The sequence below is a fragment of the Salinibacter sp. genome (genome assembly GCF_036626415.1).
Classification (GTDB): Bacteria; Bacteroidota; Rhodothermia; order Rhodothermales; family Salinibacteraceae; genus Salinibacter.
Genome location: NZ_JAZKRW010000018.1, coordinates 1 through 16,909, shown reverse-complemented (window position 1 = coordinate 16,909; position 16,909 = coordinate 1). Strand labels below are relative to the sequence as shown.

12 protein-coding genes are annotated in these 16,909 nt (G+C 66.8%); 8 read left to right on the top strand and 4 right to left on the bottom strand.

Annotated elements, in window-relative coordinates:
* Window positions 1-11 precede the first annotated feature (11 nt).
* Complete coding sequence (locus V5A20_RS03855; protein ID WP_332326757.1) at window positions 12-1,454, bottom strand: DUF5723 family protein; 1,443 nt, start codon at window positions 1,452-1,454, stop codon at window positions 12-14.
* 51 nt (window positions 1,455-1,505) lie between these two features.
* Window positions 1,506-4,235, bottom strand: coding sequence for a hypothetical protein (locus V5A20_RS03850; RefSeq protein ID WP_332314962.1), 2,730 nt, complete (start codon window positions 4,233-4,235; stop codon window positions 1,506-1,508).
* Between the two features lie 454 nt (window positions 4,236-4,689).
* Between V5A20_RS03850 and V5A20_RS03845 the strand changes: the two genes are divergently transcribed.
* The 6 genes from V5A20_RS03845 (at window position 4,690) to V5A20_RS03820 (ending at window position 11,746) form a co-directional block, all read left to right on the top strand.
* Entirely contained in the window at window positions 4,690-5,406 is a 717-nt protein-coding gene (locus tag V5A20_RS03845) for an ABC transporter ATP-binding protein (protein ID WP_332314961.1), read from the top strand.
* 93 nt (window positions 5,407-5,499) lie between these two features.
* The gene (locus V5A20_RS03840) at window positions 5,500-8,043 is read left to right on the top strand and encodes an FtsX-like permease family protein (RefSeq protein WP_332326756.1); all 2,544 of its coding nucleotides are present in this window, start codon (window positions 5,500-5,502) and stop codon (window positions 8,041-8,043) included.
* Between the two features lie 114 nt (window positions 8,044-8,157).
* Window positions 8,158-9,324 (top strand): lipocalin-like domain-containing protein, encoded by a 1,167-nt coding sequence (locus V5A20_RS03835; protein WP_332326755.1) that lies wholly within the window; start codon window positions 8,158-8,160, stop codon window positions 9,322-9,324.
* Window positions 9,325-9,393: 69 nt separating this feature from the next.
* Window positions 9,394-9,849 (top strand): type I restriction enzyme HsdR N-terminal domain-containing protein, encoded by a 456-nt coding sequence (locus V5A20_RS03830; RefSeq protein WP_332326754.1) that lies wholly within the window; start codon window positions 9,394-9,396, stop codon window positions 9,847-9,849.
* Between the two features lie 42 nt (window positions 9,850-9,891).
* On the top strand, window positions 9,892-10,893 hold the full coding sequence (locus V5A20_RS03825; RefSeq protein ID WP_332314957.1) for a 3'(2'),5'-bisphosphate nucleotidase: 1,002 nt from the start codon (window positions 9,892-9,894) through the stop codon (window positions 10,891-10,893).
* 37 nt (window positions 10,894-10,930) lie between these two features.
* Window positions 10,931-11,746: a nucleotidyltransferase family protein gene (locus V5A20_RS03820; RefSeq protein WP_332314956.1), complete on the top strand. Its 816-nt coding sequence runs from the start codon at window positions 10,931-10,933 to the stop codon at window positions 11,744-11,746.
* Window positions 11,747-11,779: 33 nt separating this feature from the next.
* On the opposite strand, the gene V5A20_RS03815 is transcribed toward V5A20_RS03820, so the two are convergent.
* Window positions 11,780-12,973: a pyridoxal phosphate-dependent aminotransferase gene (locus tag V5A20_RS03815; protein ID WP_332314955.1), complete on the bottom strand. Its 1,194-nt coding sequence runs from the start codon at window positions 12,971-12,973 to the stop codon at window positions 11,780-11,782.
* Between the two features lie 179 nt (window positions 12,974-13,152).
* On the opposite strand from V5A20_RS03815, the gene V5A20_RS03810 reads away from it, so the two are divergent.
* The gene (locus V5A20_RS03810) at window positions 13,153-13,626 is read left to right on the top strand and encodes a nucleoside deaminase (protein WP_332314954.1); all 474 of its coding nucleotides are present in this window, start codon (window positions 13,153-13,155) and stop codon (window positions 13,624-13,626) included.
* 65 nt (window positions 13,627-13,691) lie between these two features.
* Here the strand turns inward: V5A20_RS03810 and V5A20_RS03805 are convergent, their stop codons facing one another.
* Window positions 13,692-14,249 carry a YopX family protein gene (locus V5A20_RS03805; RefSeq protein ID WP_332314953.1) on the bottom strand — a complete coding sequence of 186 codons (558 nt, stop codon included), beginning with the start codon at window positions 14,247-14,249 and terminating at the stop codon, window positions 13,692-13,694.
* Between the two features lie 238 nt (window positions 14,250-14,487).
* On the opposite strand from V5A20_RS03805, the gene V5A20_RS03800 reads away from it, so the two are divergent.
* Window positions 14,488-16,908 (top strand): prolyl oligopeptidase family serine peptidase, encoded by a 2,421-nt coding sequence (locus tag V5A20_RS03800; RefSeq protein ID WP_332326753.1) that lies wholly within the window; start codon window positions 14,488-14,490, stop codon window positions 16,906-16,908.
* Window position 16,909 lies beyond the last annotated feature (1 nt).

Here is a 16,909-nt window from a genome sequence, read left to right as displayed (position 1 = left end):
CCCGCTGGGTTCTAAAACTGGACCGTCGCCAGGGACAGGCGAACGCCATAGTGCCCCCCCTGGCCGAGCGTCGAGGTGCTCGGGGTGCCCCGGACCCCAAGATCAAACCGATAGCCGCCCACGCGGACCCCAAGGCCCCCGGCGAGCGTGACGGCCTGCGCCCCACCGACCTGTACGCCCATCCGGAGCGGGATCGGGCCGAGGCGATACTCTCCAGCGAGGTGAACGGCCGACGCCGCGCGGGCCGCCCCGGCCGTCCCTCGAAGCCCGACGGTCGCGCTGCCGACCAGCGTCAGTTGGTCTGTGGCCCACGTGCTGCTCACATGCAGGGCCGTAGGCAGGGGCGTGGAGAAGGCGGCGCGCTCGCGGTCCACCGCCTCGTAGGTGGCCCGGGCCAGACTGTCGGCTTGGTGCTCCACATACTCCCCGACCTCGCCGTCAAACTCATTTTGCAGCCGGTCGATGTCGAGCTCAAACCCGTCAAACCGGAAGACATCATCGTCCGAGATCGTCTGGGCGTCTTGGCTCCACCGAATCAGGCCGAGGTCGGTGAGGTGCACCGACACGAGGAGGTTCGGCTGCAGCGCGTAGGAGGCGCCCAGGTTGAGCGCGCCCCCCACCCCTGCCACATCGTTGCCGCCAACGCCGGAAATGCCCCCGAAGGGATCGTTTTGAAACGCACTGACCTCATCGTACACCGCCCGGCTGAGGCCGCCCGCCGCCCGGGCCGTCCAGGTGTAGTCGTGCGTCCACAGCGAATCCTGGATCGTCACTTCCGAGTCGAGCGCGGCGTCGGCGTACTGGGTCCCGACGATCACCCGTGGGGCCACGCCAATCGATAGCGGAATAGACTCAAGCCTGTAGCTAAACGCCCCCGTGAGGTCGACGGTGCTGAGAGTACGTTGGCCGCCGCTCAGCGGCACCGTCCGGTTCGAATCCGCGCCCACCGCAAACAACTCCGGAACCCCTCGGTCGATCTTCGCCTCCGAGCGCACTTGGGCCCGCACCCCAACCCCGAGGGCCCATGACTTGTCGACCGGGCGGTACGTGAGTGCAACGGGCGTTACCTGCGTATGGGTCGTGACGCCCCGCTGCTCATCGCCGAACCATTCGTCGAGGACCTTCGCTTCCTCCGTATTGGTGAGCGTCCCAGACTGCTCCCCGAACGTGCGTTCGTAGTGATCGAACTGCAAAAGATCGCCCCCCACGGCGGCCTGCAGATCCAGGACCCGAACCTGGAGCGGGGCGCGTCGCGGCCCCAGCGCGAGCTGAGCGGGCCGGGGGAAGAGGACGGTCGTCGACGTTTCCAGGCCGTCCCCCCCCGCCATGATGCCCGATCCTCCCCAGCCCTGAGGCCCCGCCTGGGCGTGCGCGCAAGAGACCCCTCCAGCAAAAACAATCCCCCCAACGGCGAGGGCGCACAGAAGCGTTTTGAGAGGGCCGTTGCTGGTCATAATAAGGCCGTGCTCTTCACTGATGAAGGAAAGGGACGGGTGGGCAATCGGTCAGTTGTTGACACTGACAGACGCATCCACCGAGGCCTCCAGCGACAACTGAATGGTATCGGTCGCCCGGAAGGTGGCAACTTCTCCCTCCTCTTGGGCCATCGTGAGGCGGAGGGCAAGGCGACGCCCGGCGGCCAGATCGTGGAGCTGATCCTGGCTCAGGTCAAGGGTGGCCGTGCCCGTCCTCGTCCCATCGGCCGTGCCGTCGTCGGCTTTGGACGGCGGCCTCACGCGAAGCGACTCGCCGTCTCCGGGCAAGGAGAGCACTTCATTTTGATTCTCGTCGAGGACGAACAGCTTGGCATCTGCGCCCATCGGAAGCGCGTTGGCGTATCGGGCTCGCAGCTCGGCGTCGGACACCGTCACGTCCTTCGAGGGGTCGGTCACGTCGTCAAGGGCCGAAAAGTCCGCGTCGATCGTGTCCCGAAGCTCGAAGCGGCTGCGGACCCGGACCGGCACCGTTGCGCTGAGCCCGGCCTCGAAGGCAACCGGACGCTCTAGTCGAATGCGATTGTTCTCGTCGCCCGTAAGCCGGGCCTGCGCGACGAAGTGGAGTGAGCTGGGCAACGCGCTGACGAACTCGTCGACGTTGGAGTTTTCGTCCGTCAATGTGATGCTCTGGCCCGCGGTCAGGGTGGGGCCGTTTACCCCAAACTGAATCAAGTTCTCCCTAGCGATGGGGGTTCCTGACTCGACTAGGCGATCTGCCCGCGTAGAATTTTGGGAGACTGCCTTTTCCTTCTGTCCCTTGAGATAGATGGGAGAGCGCCCTCCCCGTCCCTGCAAGGCCGCGTAGAGCTGAGCGTTCGTCCCAATATCAGTGGTGACCTGGAAGTTGAGCTCGCTGCCCTGTAGCTCCAGCCCATCTACGTTGTTGGTGGCGTCCCCGATGTCCCCAAACGACTCTCGGGTCACCTCCGAAGGATCCTCAAGATCCAACATTCCATCCCCGTTCGCGTCCTCCGTAACGTCGACCGAGAACGGATCCACCGTTGCCTCCAGGGCCTCCACCCCGAGGTTCTCGACGGACACGTCCGCGCGGACTTCGTCCGTGGACCGGATCACCTGCAGGGTACTCGAGGTCTGCGAGGATTCCGGGATGTCCTGCAGCGTGCCCTGGAGGCGGTACGAAACCTCGTTCTTGGTGGGGGCCACCCGAACGCCGCTGAGATCTTCCTGAATCGTTTCCGGAAAGCCCTCGAGGGCAACAGTCAGGGGCGCATCCTGCCGCGTGAGGTCCGGGAGTCGTAGGTCCAACGACTCGAAGGAGACGTCCGGCTCGCTGAGAAGGTGGGTCATCGCGAGGGTCCCATCGTTGAGGTCCACAAAGTCCCCCGACTGGTCGAAGCTGATCCGGTCCGCCTCGAAATCAAACCGCCCCTTTACGTCCACCGTCTCCCCGGTCGGCCAGAAAAACATCGCCCCAACCGCAAAGTCTTCGGCGACGGATACATCTGTGCGCAGGCCGTCGCCCGCGGCGACTGTCAGGGTGTCCTTTCCGTAGCTCTCAGCAAGCTGCGCCTCCACCGTCACGTCTACGCTACGGGCAACCCCCCGTCCTCCCAAATCGACATTGAACGTGTGTGCGGTCCCCGGATCAATCGACGTGGCCGACTCCGAAATACCGAGCGTCTCAAACGTGTCGGGCAGAGCGGTATTTTCGTCGTTCTCCAGCCGCAAGGTCGAGATGTCGATCGGAAACCGCTGGTCGTTCGTGAGCGTCAGCTCCATGGTGCCCTTTTGGGGCTCAATGCCGGCGAATTGAGAGCTGCCGTCCTCCCCCGTTGAAATGGAGCTCGACGCCGCAATGTCGACCGTGCTGACGCCGTCAACCGTCACGCTTCTGTACTGAAGGGGAGACAGCGTGAGGGCAAGCTCATCTTCCGATCCCCCCCCGGACACATTCAGGACGAGTTGCAGCTCATCCTCGACAAGGGACTCTCCCTTCACGTCGGCAACGGCCTTGGCGCCACTGCCCGGGTCGATGGGAGACTCGAACTGAGCGGTGCCGATTGGTCCCTGCTCGTCCCCTCCCTCGTTCCGGACAGTGATGGACGGCGCTTCTCCCTCACCATCCGTGAGGGGGGACGAGGAGGGATCGTCGTTGACAAGCTCAAAGGTAATTTGGTTGATGTCTGTGCCGTTGACGACAGCGATGTCGGTCAAGGTTCCCCGCTGAACCCCGGTGGCGTCAATGCTGGCGACCCCGTAGTCCGGGAGTTGCAGGTCGAACGGAAACGGAAGCGTGTCTTCAATGACCGGCAGGGGCCCCGCTTCCGGAAGAGGACTGCCCGGAGAGGGGACCGGCGCTGGTTGGCCGTTTGTCTGCGAATATCGGGCGGCGATTTCCTGATTTCCCAGATCTCCCTGAATCACGCGTTCGGCAATCGAGGCGTTGGCCCCGAGCCCACCGGACGCTTCGTCGAGGGCCTGATCGAGCGAGCCGAGGTCAAAAGAACTGACCTCTTCCTCGATGGCGATCGACTGGTCCGAGTCCGCAACCGTGAAGAGCGAATCGAACTGAGAGGTCGTCGTGTCGATCAGGGGCGCGTGCTGACTGTCCGGCCCCCCGAGAAACGAAAAGGTCTTATTCACAGCGACCGGGCTGTTCAGCCCCGTCTCTGTTTCGAGGGACGGCCCACTGCTCGGCACATCACACCCGCCCAGCAGGACCAGTGCCGGGACAAACAGAAGAATCCACACGGAAGCGGGGGCGTCTCGGAACGACATGATACGGGGAAGGAAGTGACCGGACGGCATTGGGGAGCGGCAGCCATCATGGCTTTTGAGCGGGGAGTCGAACCCTGCAGCACCGTATCTCTGACAGTGACAAAAGGCGTACCGGACGTGTCGCCCTGCCCAGCCCCCACGCTTGGCGTACTGGGCAGAGGATTCTCTACAATGGGCGGGTGTTTTCGAAACATCGTTCGCCGGTCCCCCCCGAGGCTCCCGGTCGGACGTTGGATTTCAGAGGGATCGTAGAGAGTGAGAGACCCCTCTTTCTCAGATCGATTCCTTCAGGACGCACGGGCGGCCCACATGTGTCGGCCCAGGGCGCAAAGATTTCGGAGAGAGGGATTTTCTTTGGAACGGTCCCCTGCTTCTCGGGCGTTGAGGCCTTCGGATCGAATCCATCTTCCGACTTTACGACCGCGCTCCCCTTCTTTCCAGCGCTCGCCCCAACATGCCCGACGCCTCGTCGCCCCTCGTTCACCTCGACGCCCTCACGAAGACCTACCGCGAGGGCGACCAGGAGCGCGCGGTGCTTCAAGACGTCTCGCTGCGCCTGGAGCGGGGCGACTTTTCGGTTCTCATGGGACGGAGTGGAGCCGGGAAGAGCACGCTGTTGAACCTCATCAGCGGCATCGACTCACCCACGGCCGGCCGCGTCCGGATCGGGGACACCGACCTCACGGACAAGTCCGAGACGGAACGCACTCGCTTTCGTCGGTCCCACGTGGGGTTTGTGTTTCAGTCGTTCAACCTGATCTCGACCCTGACGGTCGGGGAGAACGTGCGACTGCCCCTTGAGCTGGCCGGCGCGGCCCCGCGGGCCACCAAGGACCGGGCACAGGCACTGCTCGACCGGGTCGGGCTGGCCGACCGGGCCGACCAGTTCCCAGATCGCCTCTCCGGCGGCGAACAGCAACGGGTGGCCGTCGCCCGGGCCCTGGCCCACGAGCCGCTCCTCGTTCTCGCCGACGAGCCGACGGGCAACCTGGACTACGACACCGGGCAGGCGGTGCTCACTCTCCTCAGCGACCTCGTGACGGACACCGACACCACCCTCCTCGTGGCCACCCACGACCCGGAGGTGCTTCCCCGCGCCGATCGGGTCCTGCACCTTCACGGCGGCACCCTGCACGAAGAAGTACCGGAGTACATCACGTCGGGGACGTAACCCGAACACAGGCGAACCGTGGACGGTGCGCCCCAACGCCGTCCACAGCCCAGGGTCGTCCCTGTCTCTTCTACCCTTCTCTTTCGTTCCTCGATGACACTTCTCCACCGCTCCAGCCGGCGCTACCTCACCCGCCACCCGTGGCTCATGGGCCTGTCGGTGCTGGGCGTGGCGATCGGGGTGGCGGTGGTGGTGGCGATCGACCTCGCCAATACGAGCGCGAGCCGGGCGTTCGAGCTCTCCGCCGAGACGGTGACCGGCGCCGCGACGCATCAAGTGGTGGGGGCCGGGGGGGCGCTCGACGATGACGTGTACCGACGCCTCCGAGCGGCCGGCCTCCGCCCCTCCGCCCCCATCGTCGAGGGCTACGGGTCGCTTCGTCGGGGCGACCGCACGTTCCAGGTGGTCGGGATCGACCCCCTGGCCGACGCGCCCTTCCGGCCCTACCTGGGGACCGGGGCCGGCAGCGACCTGGACCTGGGGACGTTCATGACGGACGACACGGCCCTGCTGAGTGCCCGCACCGCCGAGGCCCTCGGTCTTGCCTCCGGCGACACCCTCCGCGTGGACATTGAGGGAACCACGCACGCGGTGGTGCTTAGCGGCCTCATCTCGCCGCAGAACGAGCGGACCCGCCGTGCGGTGGCCAACCTGCTGGTCGTGGACGTGTCGACGGCCCAGCGGCTCTTCGACCAGGCCGGAACGCTGTCTCGCATCGACCTTCTCGCTCCCGCCGAGGGATCGGCGCAGCGGGCGTACCTCGATCGGGTCCGCGAGGTCCTTCCGGACGGGGCTCAGCTGCGGCGCTCCGACACCCGGACGGAGACGGTGGCCCAGATGACGAAGGCGTTCGACCTGAACCTGACGGCGCTGAGCCTGCTGGCGCTGATCGTGGGGGCGTTCCTCATCTACAACACGATGACCTTTTCGGTCGTCCAGCGTCGCGCCTTGATCGGGCGGCTTCGGGCGCTGGGAGTGACGCGGGGAGAAGTCTTTCGGCTCGTGCTGGGGGAGGCCGCCGTGCTGGGCGTGGTGGGCAGTGGCCTTGGGCTCCTGCTGGGCGTCGTGCTGGCCTCCGGACTGGTGCAGCTCCTGGCCCAGACCATCAACGACCTCTACTTCGTGGTGGAGGTGAGCGAGCTCTCGATCTCGGCGTGGACCCTGGCAAAGGGCGCGCTCTTGGGCGTCGGCACGACGTTGGCCGCGGCCCTCCCCCCGGCCCAGGAGGCCACCGCCGCCTCCGTGAGCACCGTCCTGCGCCGCTCGACACGGGAGACGACCCTGCGGCGGCGCGCCCCCGGGTGGGCCGGGGTGGGCCTCCTCGTGGCCGGGGCCGGCAGCCTCTTGCTCCTCGTGACCGAACAGAGCATCTGGGCCGGGTACGGGGCGCTGTTCTGTGTCCTCGTCGGCACGGCGTTCATGATCCCGTGGGCCGTGGTGGGCCTGTCGAACGGCGTGCGCCCCCTCCTCGGCCGCGTGGCCGGCGTCATCGGGCGCATGGCGGCCCGCGGCGTGGTGACGAACCTCAGCCGCACCGGCGTCGCGATCGCCGCCCTCACCATCGCAATCGCCGCCACCGTGGGCGTGGGCGTGATGATCGACAGCTTCCGCGGCACCGTCACCAACTGGCTGGAGCAGTCGCTGCAGGCGGACGTGTACGTGCAGCCGCCGAGCCTCGTCTTCCGCCGCTCCACCGCCACGATCGACTCCACCGTTGCGCGTCGCCTGCGGAACGTGGAGGGCGTAAAGGGGGCCTACTCGGTCCGCCGCGTGACCGTACAGGCCGACGTGGGACGCACGGACCTGGTGGCCGTGGAGCCCGGCCCCGAGACCGCCGACGTCTACCAGCTCAAGGCCGGCTCCCCCGAGTCGGCATGGCCGGCGGTTCGGGCGGGGCCGTCCGTGCTCGTCTCCGAACCGTACAGCTACCGCTACGACGTCGGCGTGGGCGACACGCTTCGCCTCCAGACGGATCGGGGCCAGCAGGCATTCGCCATCAAAGGGGTCTACTACGACTACGGCTCCGACCTCGGGGTGACCCTCATGAGCCGGTCGACCTACGAGCAGTACTACGACGACCGCGGCGTGTCCGGCCTGGCGTTTGCGGCCGCCGACACCACCTCCGTCGATGCCCTCATCGCAGACATGCGCACTTCGGTGGCGGGGCTTCAGGACGTGCTCATCCGGTCGAACCGGGCCCTGCGCGAGACGTCGATGCGCGTCTTCGACCGCACGTTCACCATCACGACGGTGCTTCGGCTGCTCGCGATTGCGGTCGCGTTCATCGGCGTGCTGACGGCCCTCATGGCCCTGGCCCTGGAACGGCGGCGAGAGATGGGCGTGCTGCGGGCCACCGGGATGACGCCGCCCCAGGTGGGCGGCTACCTCACCCTGCAGTCGAGCCTGATGGGGGCGATTGCGGGAATTCTCTCCCTCCCGCTCGGCTACGTGCTGGCGTACGTGCTGGTCTTCGTCATCAACAAGCGCTCCTTCGGGTGGACGCTCCAGCTCACCGTCCCGAGCGACGTCCTGATCCAGTCGCTGGTGCTGGCGGTGGTGGCGGCGTTCCTGGCGGGCCTGTACCCAACCTGGCGAATGGCGCGGTCCAGCCCCGCGCTTGCCTTGCAGGATGAATAAGCCGGTCGGGCCAGCCGGAGACGCTCTCGCGTTGTGTTTCGGCACGAGCCATGCTTTCTAACTCACCCCCGCGGCCTCGCCGCAGGGGTCCCTCCCTCAATGAATCCGTCTCCCATGTCGCGTTCTCGGTTGTTGCTTGCCGGCCTGTTTGGTCTGGTCGCCCTCCTCGGCCTGGGCGCCTACTGGCTCACCGCGTCCTCCGGCGAGGCCGAGCTGCAGACGTCGGTCTCCGTGTCGGAGGCGATGGCCGGGGACACCACCGGCTACCGGCGCGCCACGGCACCCCGGGCCTTCACGTTTCCCGACGACTACGGCCCGCATCCCGGCTACAAGACGGAGTGGTGGTACGTGACCGGCACGCTGAGTGGGCCGGACGCCCAGCCCTACGGCTACGAGCTCACGATCTTTCGGACCGGCCTGACCCCGCCGGACGAAGCGCCCCAGCCCCCCTCCGACTGGCGCACGAACCAGCTCTACCTGGCCCACTTCGCCGTCACCGACGGGGCCAACGAGAAATTCCACGCCTTCGAACGGTTCCAGCGAGGGGGCGCTGGGCTCGCCGGGGCGCAGGCCACGCCGTTCCGGGTGTGGCTCGACGACTGGTCCATGACCGGACCGGACTCGTCGGCCTTCCCGCTCCGGCTGCGCGCCCAGCAAGAAGGGATTGGCGTGGACCTGTCCCTCCGCCCCACCAAGCCGCGCGTGCTGCAGGGCGACCGGGGCCTGAGCCAAAAGGGACCGGGGAGCGGCAATGCGTCGTACTACTACTCCTATACGCGCCTGGCCACCGAGGGACGCCTCGTCGTGTCGGGCGACACGCTGTCGGTGACCGGCAACAGCTGGATGGACCGGGAGTGGAGCACCTCGGCCCTGGGCCCCGACCAGGAGGGGTGGGACTGGTTCTCGCTCCAGCTGGACGACGGGCGCGACCTGATGTACTACCAGCTCCGCCGGACGGACGGCACCCCCAGCCGCTTCAGCGAAGGCGTGATCGTCGGGCCCAACGGGTCGGCCCGCCCCCTGGATCGCTCGGACGTCTCCGTGGAGGTGCTCGACACCTGGACGAGCCCGGACGGCACGCACACCTACCCGGTGGACTGGACCCTGCGCGTGCCCGACGAAGACATCGACCTGCGGGTCACGCCCCTGTTTCCGGACCAGGAGCTGGATGTGTCCGTCCGCTACTGGGAGGGTTTCGTTCGGGTGAAGGGCTCCGCGAGCGGCCGCGGGTACGTGGAGATGACGGGATACGGGGACAGCCCCGGGTCCCCCGTCTCGTAGCCGGTACGGGTCCGCCCACTTTTCTGTCGCACTGGTTATATTATAGCACGCGTGGTGGACGCGCTAAACTTGCCCACGTACGAGTTTCGGACCCAGACGCGTGGAGACACCCGGGCCATCTACGACCCGCTCCGGGACCGGTACGTCCGCCTGACGCCCGAGGAGTGGGTCCGCCAGCACTTCGTGCAGTACCTGATTCAGGAGCTCGGCGTGCCAGCAGGCCTCGTCGCTGTGGAGGCCGCGTTCCAGTGCCAGGGCCAGCCGCGCCGCGCCGACGTGATTGTGCACGACCGGCAGGGCGACCCGCTTCTTCTGGTCGAGTGCAAGGCCCCGCGCGTGTCGATCGCCCAGGATGCCTTCGACCAGGGCGCCCGGTACAACATCGTCCTGCAGGCCCCGTACCTCGTGGTGACAAACGGCCAGACGCACTACGCCTGTGCTATTGATTTTGGCGACCAGAGCTATACCTTTCTCAACGACCTTCCTTCCTACGACGCCCTTCTCGACACGGAGGGCCACTCGTAGCCCCCGCCTCTCGCCCCCTCACACGTCCCACTTTTCCGCCGCATGCCCACCTACGACCGCGAACGTACCGTCGCCTTTCACGCCGTCCAGACCGCCGCCGACTTGTGCCAGTCCGTCCGCGCCGACCTCGACGGGGACGTGATGGAAAAGGAGGACCACACGCCCGTGACCGTGGCCGACTTCGGCAGCCAAGCCCTCATTTGCCAGGCACTTCGGGACGCCTTTCCGGACGACCCCGTCATCGGCGAGGAAGACAGTTCGGCCCTGCAGGCCGACGAAAACGCCAATGTACGGGCCCACCTCCTGGAGGAGGTGCGCGTCCACCACCCGGACGTCAATCCGGACCTGGTGTTCGACTGGATTGACCACGGCACCGACGAGGGCTACAGCGAGCGCTTCTGGACGCTCGACCCGATCGACGGAACCAAAGGCTTCGTGCGGGGCGACCAGTACGCCATTGCGCTCGCCCTGATTGTCGACGGCCAGCCTCAGGTGGCCGCCCTGTGCTGCCCGCACCTCCCCAACGCTCTCGACGCGGAGCCGCCGGAGTCCCGGGGACAGGCCTTTCTGGCCGTGCGGGGCGAGGGCACCGTTCAAACCCCGCTCACGCCGGACACCGACGCGGTGCCCACGCCGATCCACACCAGCGACACGACCGAGCCGTCCGAGAGCCGGTTCTGCGAGTCGTTCGTGTCGTCACACAGCTCCCACGACCTCGCCGCGAAGGCCGGCGAGCGCCTCGGCATCACCGCCGATTCCATTCGGATCGACAGTCAGGCGAAGTACGCCATCGTGGCGCGGGGCGAGGCGGAGATCTACCTGCGCCTCCCCCGCCCGGACAGCCCCGACTACACCGAGCGCATCTGGGACCACGCGGCCGGGGCGCTGGCGGTGGAGGCCGCCGGGGGCACCGTGACGGACATGCACGGCGCTCCCCTCGACTTTACCCACGGTCGGTTGTTGGAGGCCAACACGGGCGTCGTCGCCACCAATGGCCCCCTCCACGACGACGTCCTTGAGGCCCTCGCCGCCGTTCAAGGGTAGGCCCCGGTCCGTTTCCTGGTCACGATCTGTGCTCGCAATGAATGCGTTTCTCCTCTGCGCCGGCTTCGGCACCCGGATGCGGCCTTTGACGGCGGACACCCCAAAGTCGCTGGTAAGGGTGGCTGAGAAGCCGATCCTCGATCGTCTCCTCGACGAACTGACCGCCTGGTCGGCCCTCACGGACATCCACGTCGCCGTCAATCATCGGGATGCGCCCGACTTCCATCAATGGGCCACCGCGCACCGGACGGACCTGACGGCCGCGGGCATCGAGCTGCACCTCCACGACGATGGCGTGGAGTCTCCCGACGACCAGCTCGGGAGTGTTGGCGACCTGAAGTTCCTGCTGGATGAAGTTGGCGTTCCGCCTGACGGCGCACTGGTAAGCGGGGGTGACAGCCTGTACCGGTTCCCGCTCGCCCCAATCTTGAACGCCTACGAAGGCACCACGAACGATGCCCTTGCGCTCCACGAGCCCGACCCCGCGCGGCGCGCCCACAGTAGCGTCCTCCGGCTCGACGGAGCCACCGTGACCGAGGTGCTCGACGACCCGACCGGCGCGGCCTCCACTCGCATCTGTCCCTCTTGGCTCCTGCTGAGTACCGAGGGGCTGGAGGCCGTTTCCGCTTACCTCAACGACGGCGGACCCCCCGACACGCTGGGGGGCTTTCTCAACCGGCTGGCCCGGACGCACTCTGTGCGGGCCCACCGTCTTCCGAAGACCCCCAACCTGCGCCTCCACTGCAACACGCCCGATGACCTGGAGCGGGCGCGGCGCCTCCTTCGCGACGAACCGCGGCACGTGCTCGGCCCCGAGGCGGTGCGGGGCTGCCTCGCCGGGGCTGAGGGGTGACCGTGACGACGCGGCGGACGGACGCGCGGCGCGTCACCCCCCGAAGGCGTCGCGAAGCTGGTCACACGCCTGTCGCAGGACCGGCATTTCCTTCGCAAAGCAGAAGCGAAGCTGATGGTGGCCGTCGGTGGGGTCCCTGTAGAAGGAGCGTCCGGTGACGCTCCCAACACGGGCCTCCTTGATGAGCGTGTCGCAGGCCGCCGCGTCGTCCGTGAACCCCTCCCGCGCATCGGCCCGCCCGTCGAAGCTCGCAAGAACGTAGTAGGCCCCGTCCGGCCACGGCACGTCAAACCCGATGGCCTCGAGCGTCTCGCACATGAGCGTCCGGCGCTCCGCGTAGTCCGCCTGGAGCTGAGGCACATAATCGTCGTCCAGGTCCTCGAACGCCGCCAGGGCCGCATGCTGGAGGGGACGGGGCGCGCAGATGTAGAGCAGGTCGTTCATCAGCCCCATCTTTTCGGCGATGGGGGCGGGCGCTACCCCGTAGCCGAGGCGCCACCCCGTCACGTTGTACGCCTTCGAAAAGCCAGAGAGGGTGATCGTGCGCTCGTAGGCGTCCGGCAGGCTCGCGAGCGAGACGTGCTCGGCCCCGTCGTAGAGCATGTACTCGTAGATCTCGTCCGTAATCGCCACGAGGTCGTGGGCGTGGAGCAGGTCCACGAGCGTGGACAGCTCTTCGCGCGTCCAGACCTTGCCGCTCGGATTGGCCGGGGTGTTTACGACCACGGCCTTCGTATTCTCGGTCACGGCCGCCTCCATCGCCGCCCGGTCGAACGTCGACTCGGGGCCGCCGAGGGGGACGTACCGGATCGTCGCGCCGGTAAGCTCCAGAATGTTGCGGTGGTACCCGTAAAACGGCTCGAAGAGAATCACCTCGTCGCCGTCTTCCAGGAGCGTGAGCGCCGCCGATACGAAGACCCCGGTCGACCCGACGCCCACGACCACCTCGTCCGGCGAGGTGGCGGGCACGGTGTTGTACGCCTGCTCTTTTTCGAGGATGGCCCGGCGCAGGGGCTCGATGCCGGCGTAGTGGGAGTAGATCGATTCGTCGTCGCGGATGGCCTGGTGGGCGCGGGCCTTGATCGGCTCGGGCGTCGGGAGGTCACAGACGCCCTGGCCCAAGTTGATGCCGTCCACCTCGCTCACCCGGCGGGTCACAGCGCGAATGCCACTCTGCTGCAGGCCGTCGGCGCGGGCGGCGAGGGGAAGAGAGGCGGTCAGATCCATGGGGGTGGGAACACATTGAAACTGCCACGGACCCTGGTAAGAAAGTGCTCTCCTCCGCGGTATGCAAGCGCCCACTCCGCCGGAACCATGCGACGCGACAGCCGAATGATGGAGGCGCGGCGTCTCCGCTCGGGCCTCTTCCCCTCCGATTCCATTTCTTCTAGTGCCCCCACCGCCCCATGTCGTCCCCCGCTCCGTTCCTGCACGAGGCCATCGAGATGGCCGTTCAAAACGTAACCGCCGGGCAGGGAGGGCCGTTCGCCGCCCTCATCGTCCGGGACGGAGAGGTCATCGGGCGGGGCACCAACGTGGTGACCGCCCGCAACGACCCAACGGCCCACGCCGAGGTGACGGCCATTCGGCAGGCCTGCGACGCCCTGGACGACTTCGAGCTGACGGGCTGCACGATGTACGCCACCTGTGAGCCGTGCCCCATGTGCCTGGGCGCCGCGTACTGGGCCCGGCTCGATCGCATTGACTACGCCGCCACCCGAGAGGACGCCGCCGCGGCCGGGTTCGACGACCATCACATCTACGAGGAGCTGGCCAAGCCCCCATCCGACCGGCACCTCCCGATGCAACAGCGTCTCCCAGAAGAAGCCCAGCGTCCCTTCGAGGCCTGGCTCGACTATGACAACCGAGTGCCGTATTAGCCCGGGCCCGGCCCTTCTGTAGACCGCTCGTCCGCGCCTCCCCATCTCCCCCCGGCGCGCCGGGGTCACTCGAGCCCGTCTGTGTGAAACAGCATGACGTGGCGGCAGCACACGCAATTTATCGCGATGGGTCCCTGGCGATCCTCGGGCGTGCCGCCCGCCTCAAACTCCGTCCCCCCACACACCGGGCACTCCAACTCGCCGGTGCGCCTCCGAAGGTGCCGTAGCAACCGGCACAAGTCCAGATCGACCATGCCCGGCGTTTCGTGAACGTTGCCCGCGATGCGCCACCGCTCTTCCCGGATGTTCGTCTCAGAAAGCGCAGTCGAGTGGCCGTCTGTTCCCAGTAAGAAATAGCCCCCGGTTTCCGGGTCCCACCGAACCATCGCGACCCTCTCTTCGTCGTTTTCCAACACATCGCCGTCGAAGATCTGCTCCCCGTCGGCATCGGTGAGGCCGATGTGTTGCATGAGACTCGTGTCCGGAGACTCTCTGCAATGGAGGCGGGTCTTGCGGTGCAGGGCCCAGTCTGAGGAGGCCTCAATTTTGAGCGACCAGACAGCGCTGTCGTTGACGTAGATCATCTCGTCGCCGTCCCACACGCGAAATTCAGGAGCTGGCATGTATCGTCGGTTGATTCCGGAAGTGGCGGACTATCGAAGCGATGTGCATTTCTGAATATGTGGGTCGTGCGGCAGTTCATCCAATCGCGGTGGACAAGCCCCCCATAATGATTTGGATGAGTCTGGAATCTTTCAATCCAGTTTGCGTGGAATCGGGCGGATTTATCCCCGTCGACATTGCATGCGGCGAGCCATAGGTTTCAATCATCGTAGAATTCTCCACCCTCTTTCCCCTTGCATGCCTCGTTTCGCTTCTATTCTCGGCGCCCTTCTCGTCCTCCTGGTCCCTTTCGCCGTCCAAGCCCAGCCTGTTGAGCGGACCTCACCGCTTACGGTCGAGCAGATCATGCAGGAGCCTAAATCATGGATTGGGGACTGGCCCACCAATGTCCGCTGGCACGAAACCGGGCAGACGCTCTATTTCGACTGGAACCCCGACGGCGACTTTCCCAGCGATTCGCTCTACAAGGTTGCGCGCGACGGCGGCTCCCCCCAGAAGGTCTCTCCAGAAGAGCGGCGCTCAAATCCGCCCACGTTTGACGGCTGGCACCACGGCGAGCACGTCTACACCGACGACTTTTCCCGGAAGGTATACGCCGCCGACGGCGACCTGTACCTCTACGACCGAACCAACGACGAGCAGACCCGCCTGACCGACACCCCCGCCCGCGAGGCCGACCCGCGGTTCGACCTGGACGGTGAGCGCGTTCTCTTCGAGCGAGACGACAACCTCTTCGCCGTCCACCTCAACACCGGGCGGGTTCGTCAGCTGACCGACGTGCAGTCTGGGCGTGCCCCCCGTGAGGACGAGCCAACGCCCCGCGAGGACGTTCTCGAGGAGCAGCAGCTGGAGCTCTTCGAAACGCTGCGTGAGCGCACAGAGGAGGACGAGCGGGCCGAGGAGATGCGGGAGCGAGACCGTGAGGCCGACGATCCGCCCCCCACACACTACACCGGCGGCGCCGAGGTGAGCGACCTGCGCATGGACCCGACCGAGCGGTTCGTCGCGATTGCGCAGCAGTCCCAGCCCGACGCCGCCGACCCGACACAGGTCATCGACTACGTCACCCAGTCGGGGCACGCCGATGTGATGCAGGCCCGGCCCAAGGTGGGCATCCCGCCCGGGGACTTTTCCCTTCACGTGCAGGACCTGGAGCGCGATACAACCCTGGAGGTCAACCTGCACCAGCTTCCCGGGGCGTACGACGTGCCCGAGTATCGACGGGAGCAGGGCGTGGAGCTCGACTCTAGCGCGGCCAAGCGGGCCCTCTACAGCTACGGGCCCTACTGGAGTGCGGACGGGGAGCACGCCGTTCTCGTGGTGCGGGCCGACAACAACAAGGACCGGTGGATCGCGCGCCTCGACCCCGAGACGGGCGACCTGACGGTGCTCGACCGTCAGCACGACGCGGCCTGGATCGGGGGGCCCGGCATCAGCGCGTACGGCGGGCCTGGGACCGTGGGCTGGATGCCCGGCAACGAGCGCTTCTACTTCCAGAGCGAGGCGACCGGCTACAGCCACCTCTACACCGTCAACGTGGAGACGGGCGACACCACCCAGCCCACGAGCGGCGACTTCGAGGTGCTCGGCGCCCGACTGTCGCGGGACGGCGCTACGTGGGTTCTGACCACCAACCGGCGCTCGCCGCACCAGCAGCACGCAGAGCGGATGCCCGCCGACGGCGGTGACATCACCCGCCTCACCCAGATGACGGGCACCCACGACGCGGCCCTGAGCCCCAACGGGAAGCGGCTCGCCACGCTCTACTCCACCACGAACCAACCGGCCGACCTCTACCTCAAGGACGCCACGGCGGAGTCTGAGGGAAACCGCATCACGGAGTCTCCCACCGACGAGTGGGCGGCGTACGACTGGCGCATGCCCGAGACCACACGCTTCGAGGCGTCGGACGGCGTGGAGGTGCCCGCCCACGTCTTCCGCCCCGACACTCCGAATGGGGCCGCGGTGTTCTTCGTCCACGGCGCCGGCTACCTGCAAAACGTGATCAAGGACTTTCCGCCGTATTTCCGCGAGTACATGTTCCACAACATGCTCGCGGACCTCGGCTACACGGTGGTCGACGTGGACTACCGCGGCTCGGCCGGCTACGGGCGCGATTGGCGCACGGCCGTCTACCGCCACATGGGAGGGCGCGACCTACAGGACTACGTGGACGCCGCCGAGTGGGTGGGTGAGACCTACGGCATTCCCGCGGAGCGCCGCTTCATCTATGGGGGCTCGTACGGCGGCTTCATGACGTTGATGGCCCTCTTCACCGCGCCGGACCACTTCGGCGGCGGAGCCGCCCTCCGCTCGGTGACCGACTGGGCCCACTACAATGAGGTCTACACCTCCAACATCCTCAACCACCCGCAGACCGACTCCCTGGCCTACGCCCGCTCCTCCCCCATCTACCACGCCGAAGGGTTGGAGGACCCGCTCCTCATGCCCCACGGCCTCGTGGACACGAACGTGCAGCCACAGGACATCTTTCGGCTCACCCAGCGCCTCATCGAGCTCGGCAAGGAGGACTGGGAGCTGGCAATGTATCCGGTGGAGGGCCACGGCTTCGAAGAACCGGCGAGCTGGACCGACGAGTACCGTCGCATTTTCGAACTCATTCAGGAGAGTGTTGGGCCGAACCGGACTCAGAACTGAA

What these genes read in the sequence shown, in the direction of transcription:
- V5A20_RS03805 (WP_332314953.1), bottom strand. Translation starts at nt 14,249, where the DNA reads ATGCCAGCTCCTGAATTTCGCGTGTGGGACGGCGACGAGATGATCTAC.
- V5A20_RS03815 (WP_332314955.1), bottom strand. Translation starts at nt 12,973, where the DNA reads ATGGATCTGACCGCCTCTCTTCCCCTCGCCGCCCGCGCCGACGGCCTG.
- V5A20_RS03825 (WP_332314957.1), top strand. Translation starts at nt 9,892, where the DNA reads ATGCCCACCTACGACCGCGAACGTACCGTCGCCTTTCACGCCGTCCAG.
- V5A20_RS03820 (WP_332314956.1), top strand. Translation starts at nt 10,931, where the DNA reads ATGAATGCGTTTCTCCTCTGCGCCGGCTTCGGCACCCGGATGCGGCCT.
- V5A20_RS03845 (WP_332314961.1), top strand. Translation starts at nt 4,690, where the DNA reads ATGCCCGACGCCTCGTCGCCCCTCGTTCACCTCGACGCCCTCACGAAG.
- V5A20_RS03855 (WP_332326757.1), bottom strand. Translation starts at nt 1,454, where the DNA reads ATGACCAGCAACGGCCCTCTCAAAACGCTTCTGTGCGCCCTCGCCGTT.
- V5A20_RS03850 (WP_332314962.1), bottom strand. Translation starts at nt 4,235, where the DNA reads ATGTCGTTCCGAGACGCCCCCGCTTCCGTGTGGATTCTTCTGTTTGTC.
- V5A20_RS03800 (WP_332326753.1), top strand. Translation starts at nt 14,488, where the DNA reads ATGCCTCGTTTCGCTTCTATTCTCGGCGCCCTTCTCGTCCTCCTGGTC.
- V5A20_RS03835 (WP_332326755.1), top strand. Translation starts at nt 8,158, where the DNA reads ATGTCGCGTTCTCGGTTGTTGCTTGCCGGCCTGTTTGGTCTGGTCGCC.
- V5A20_RS03840 (WP_332326756.1), top strand. Translation starts at nt 5,500, where the DNA reads ATGACACTTCTCCACCGCTCCAGCCGGCGCTACCTCACCCGCCACCCG.
- V5A20_RS03810 (WP_332314954.1), top strand. Translation starts at nt 13,153, where the DNA reads ATGTCGTCCCCCGCTCCGTTCCTGCACGAGGCCATCGAGATGGCCGTT.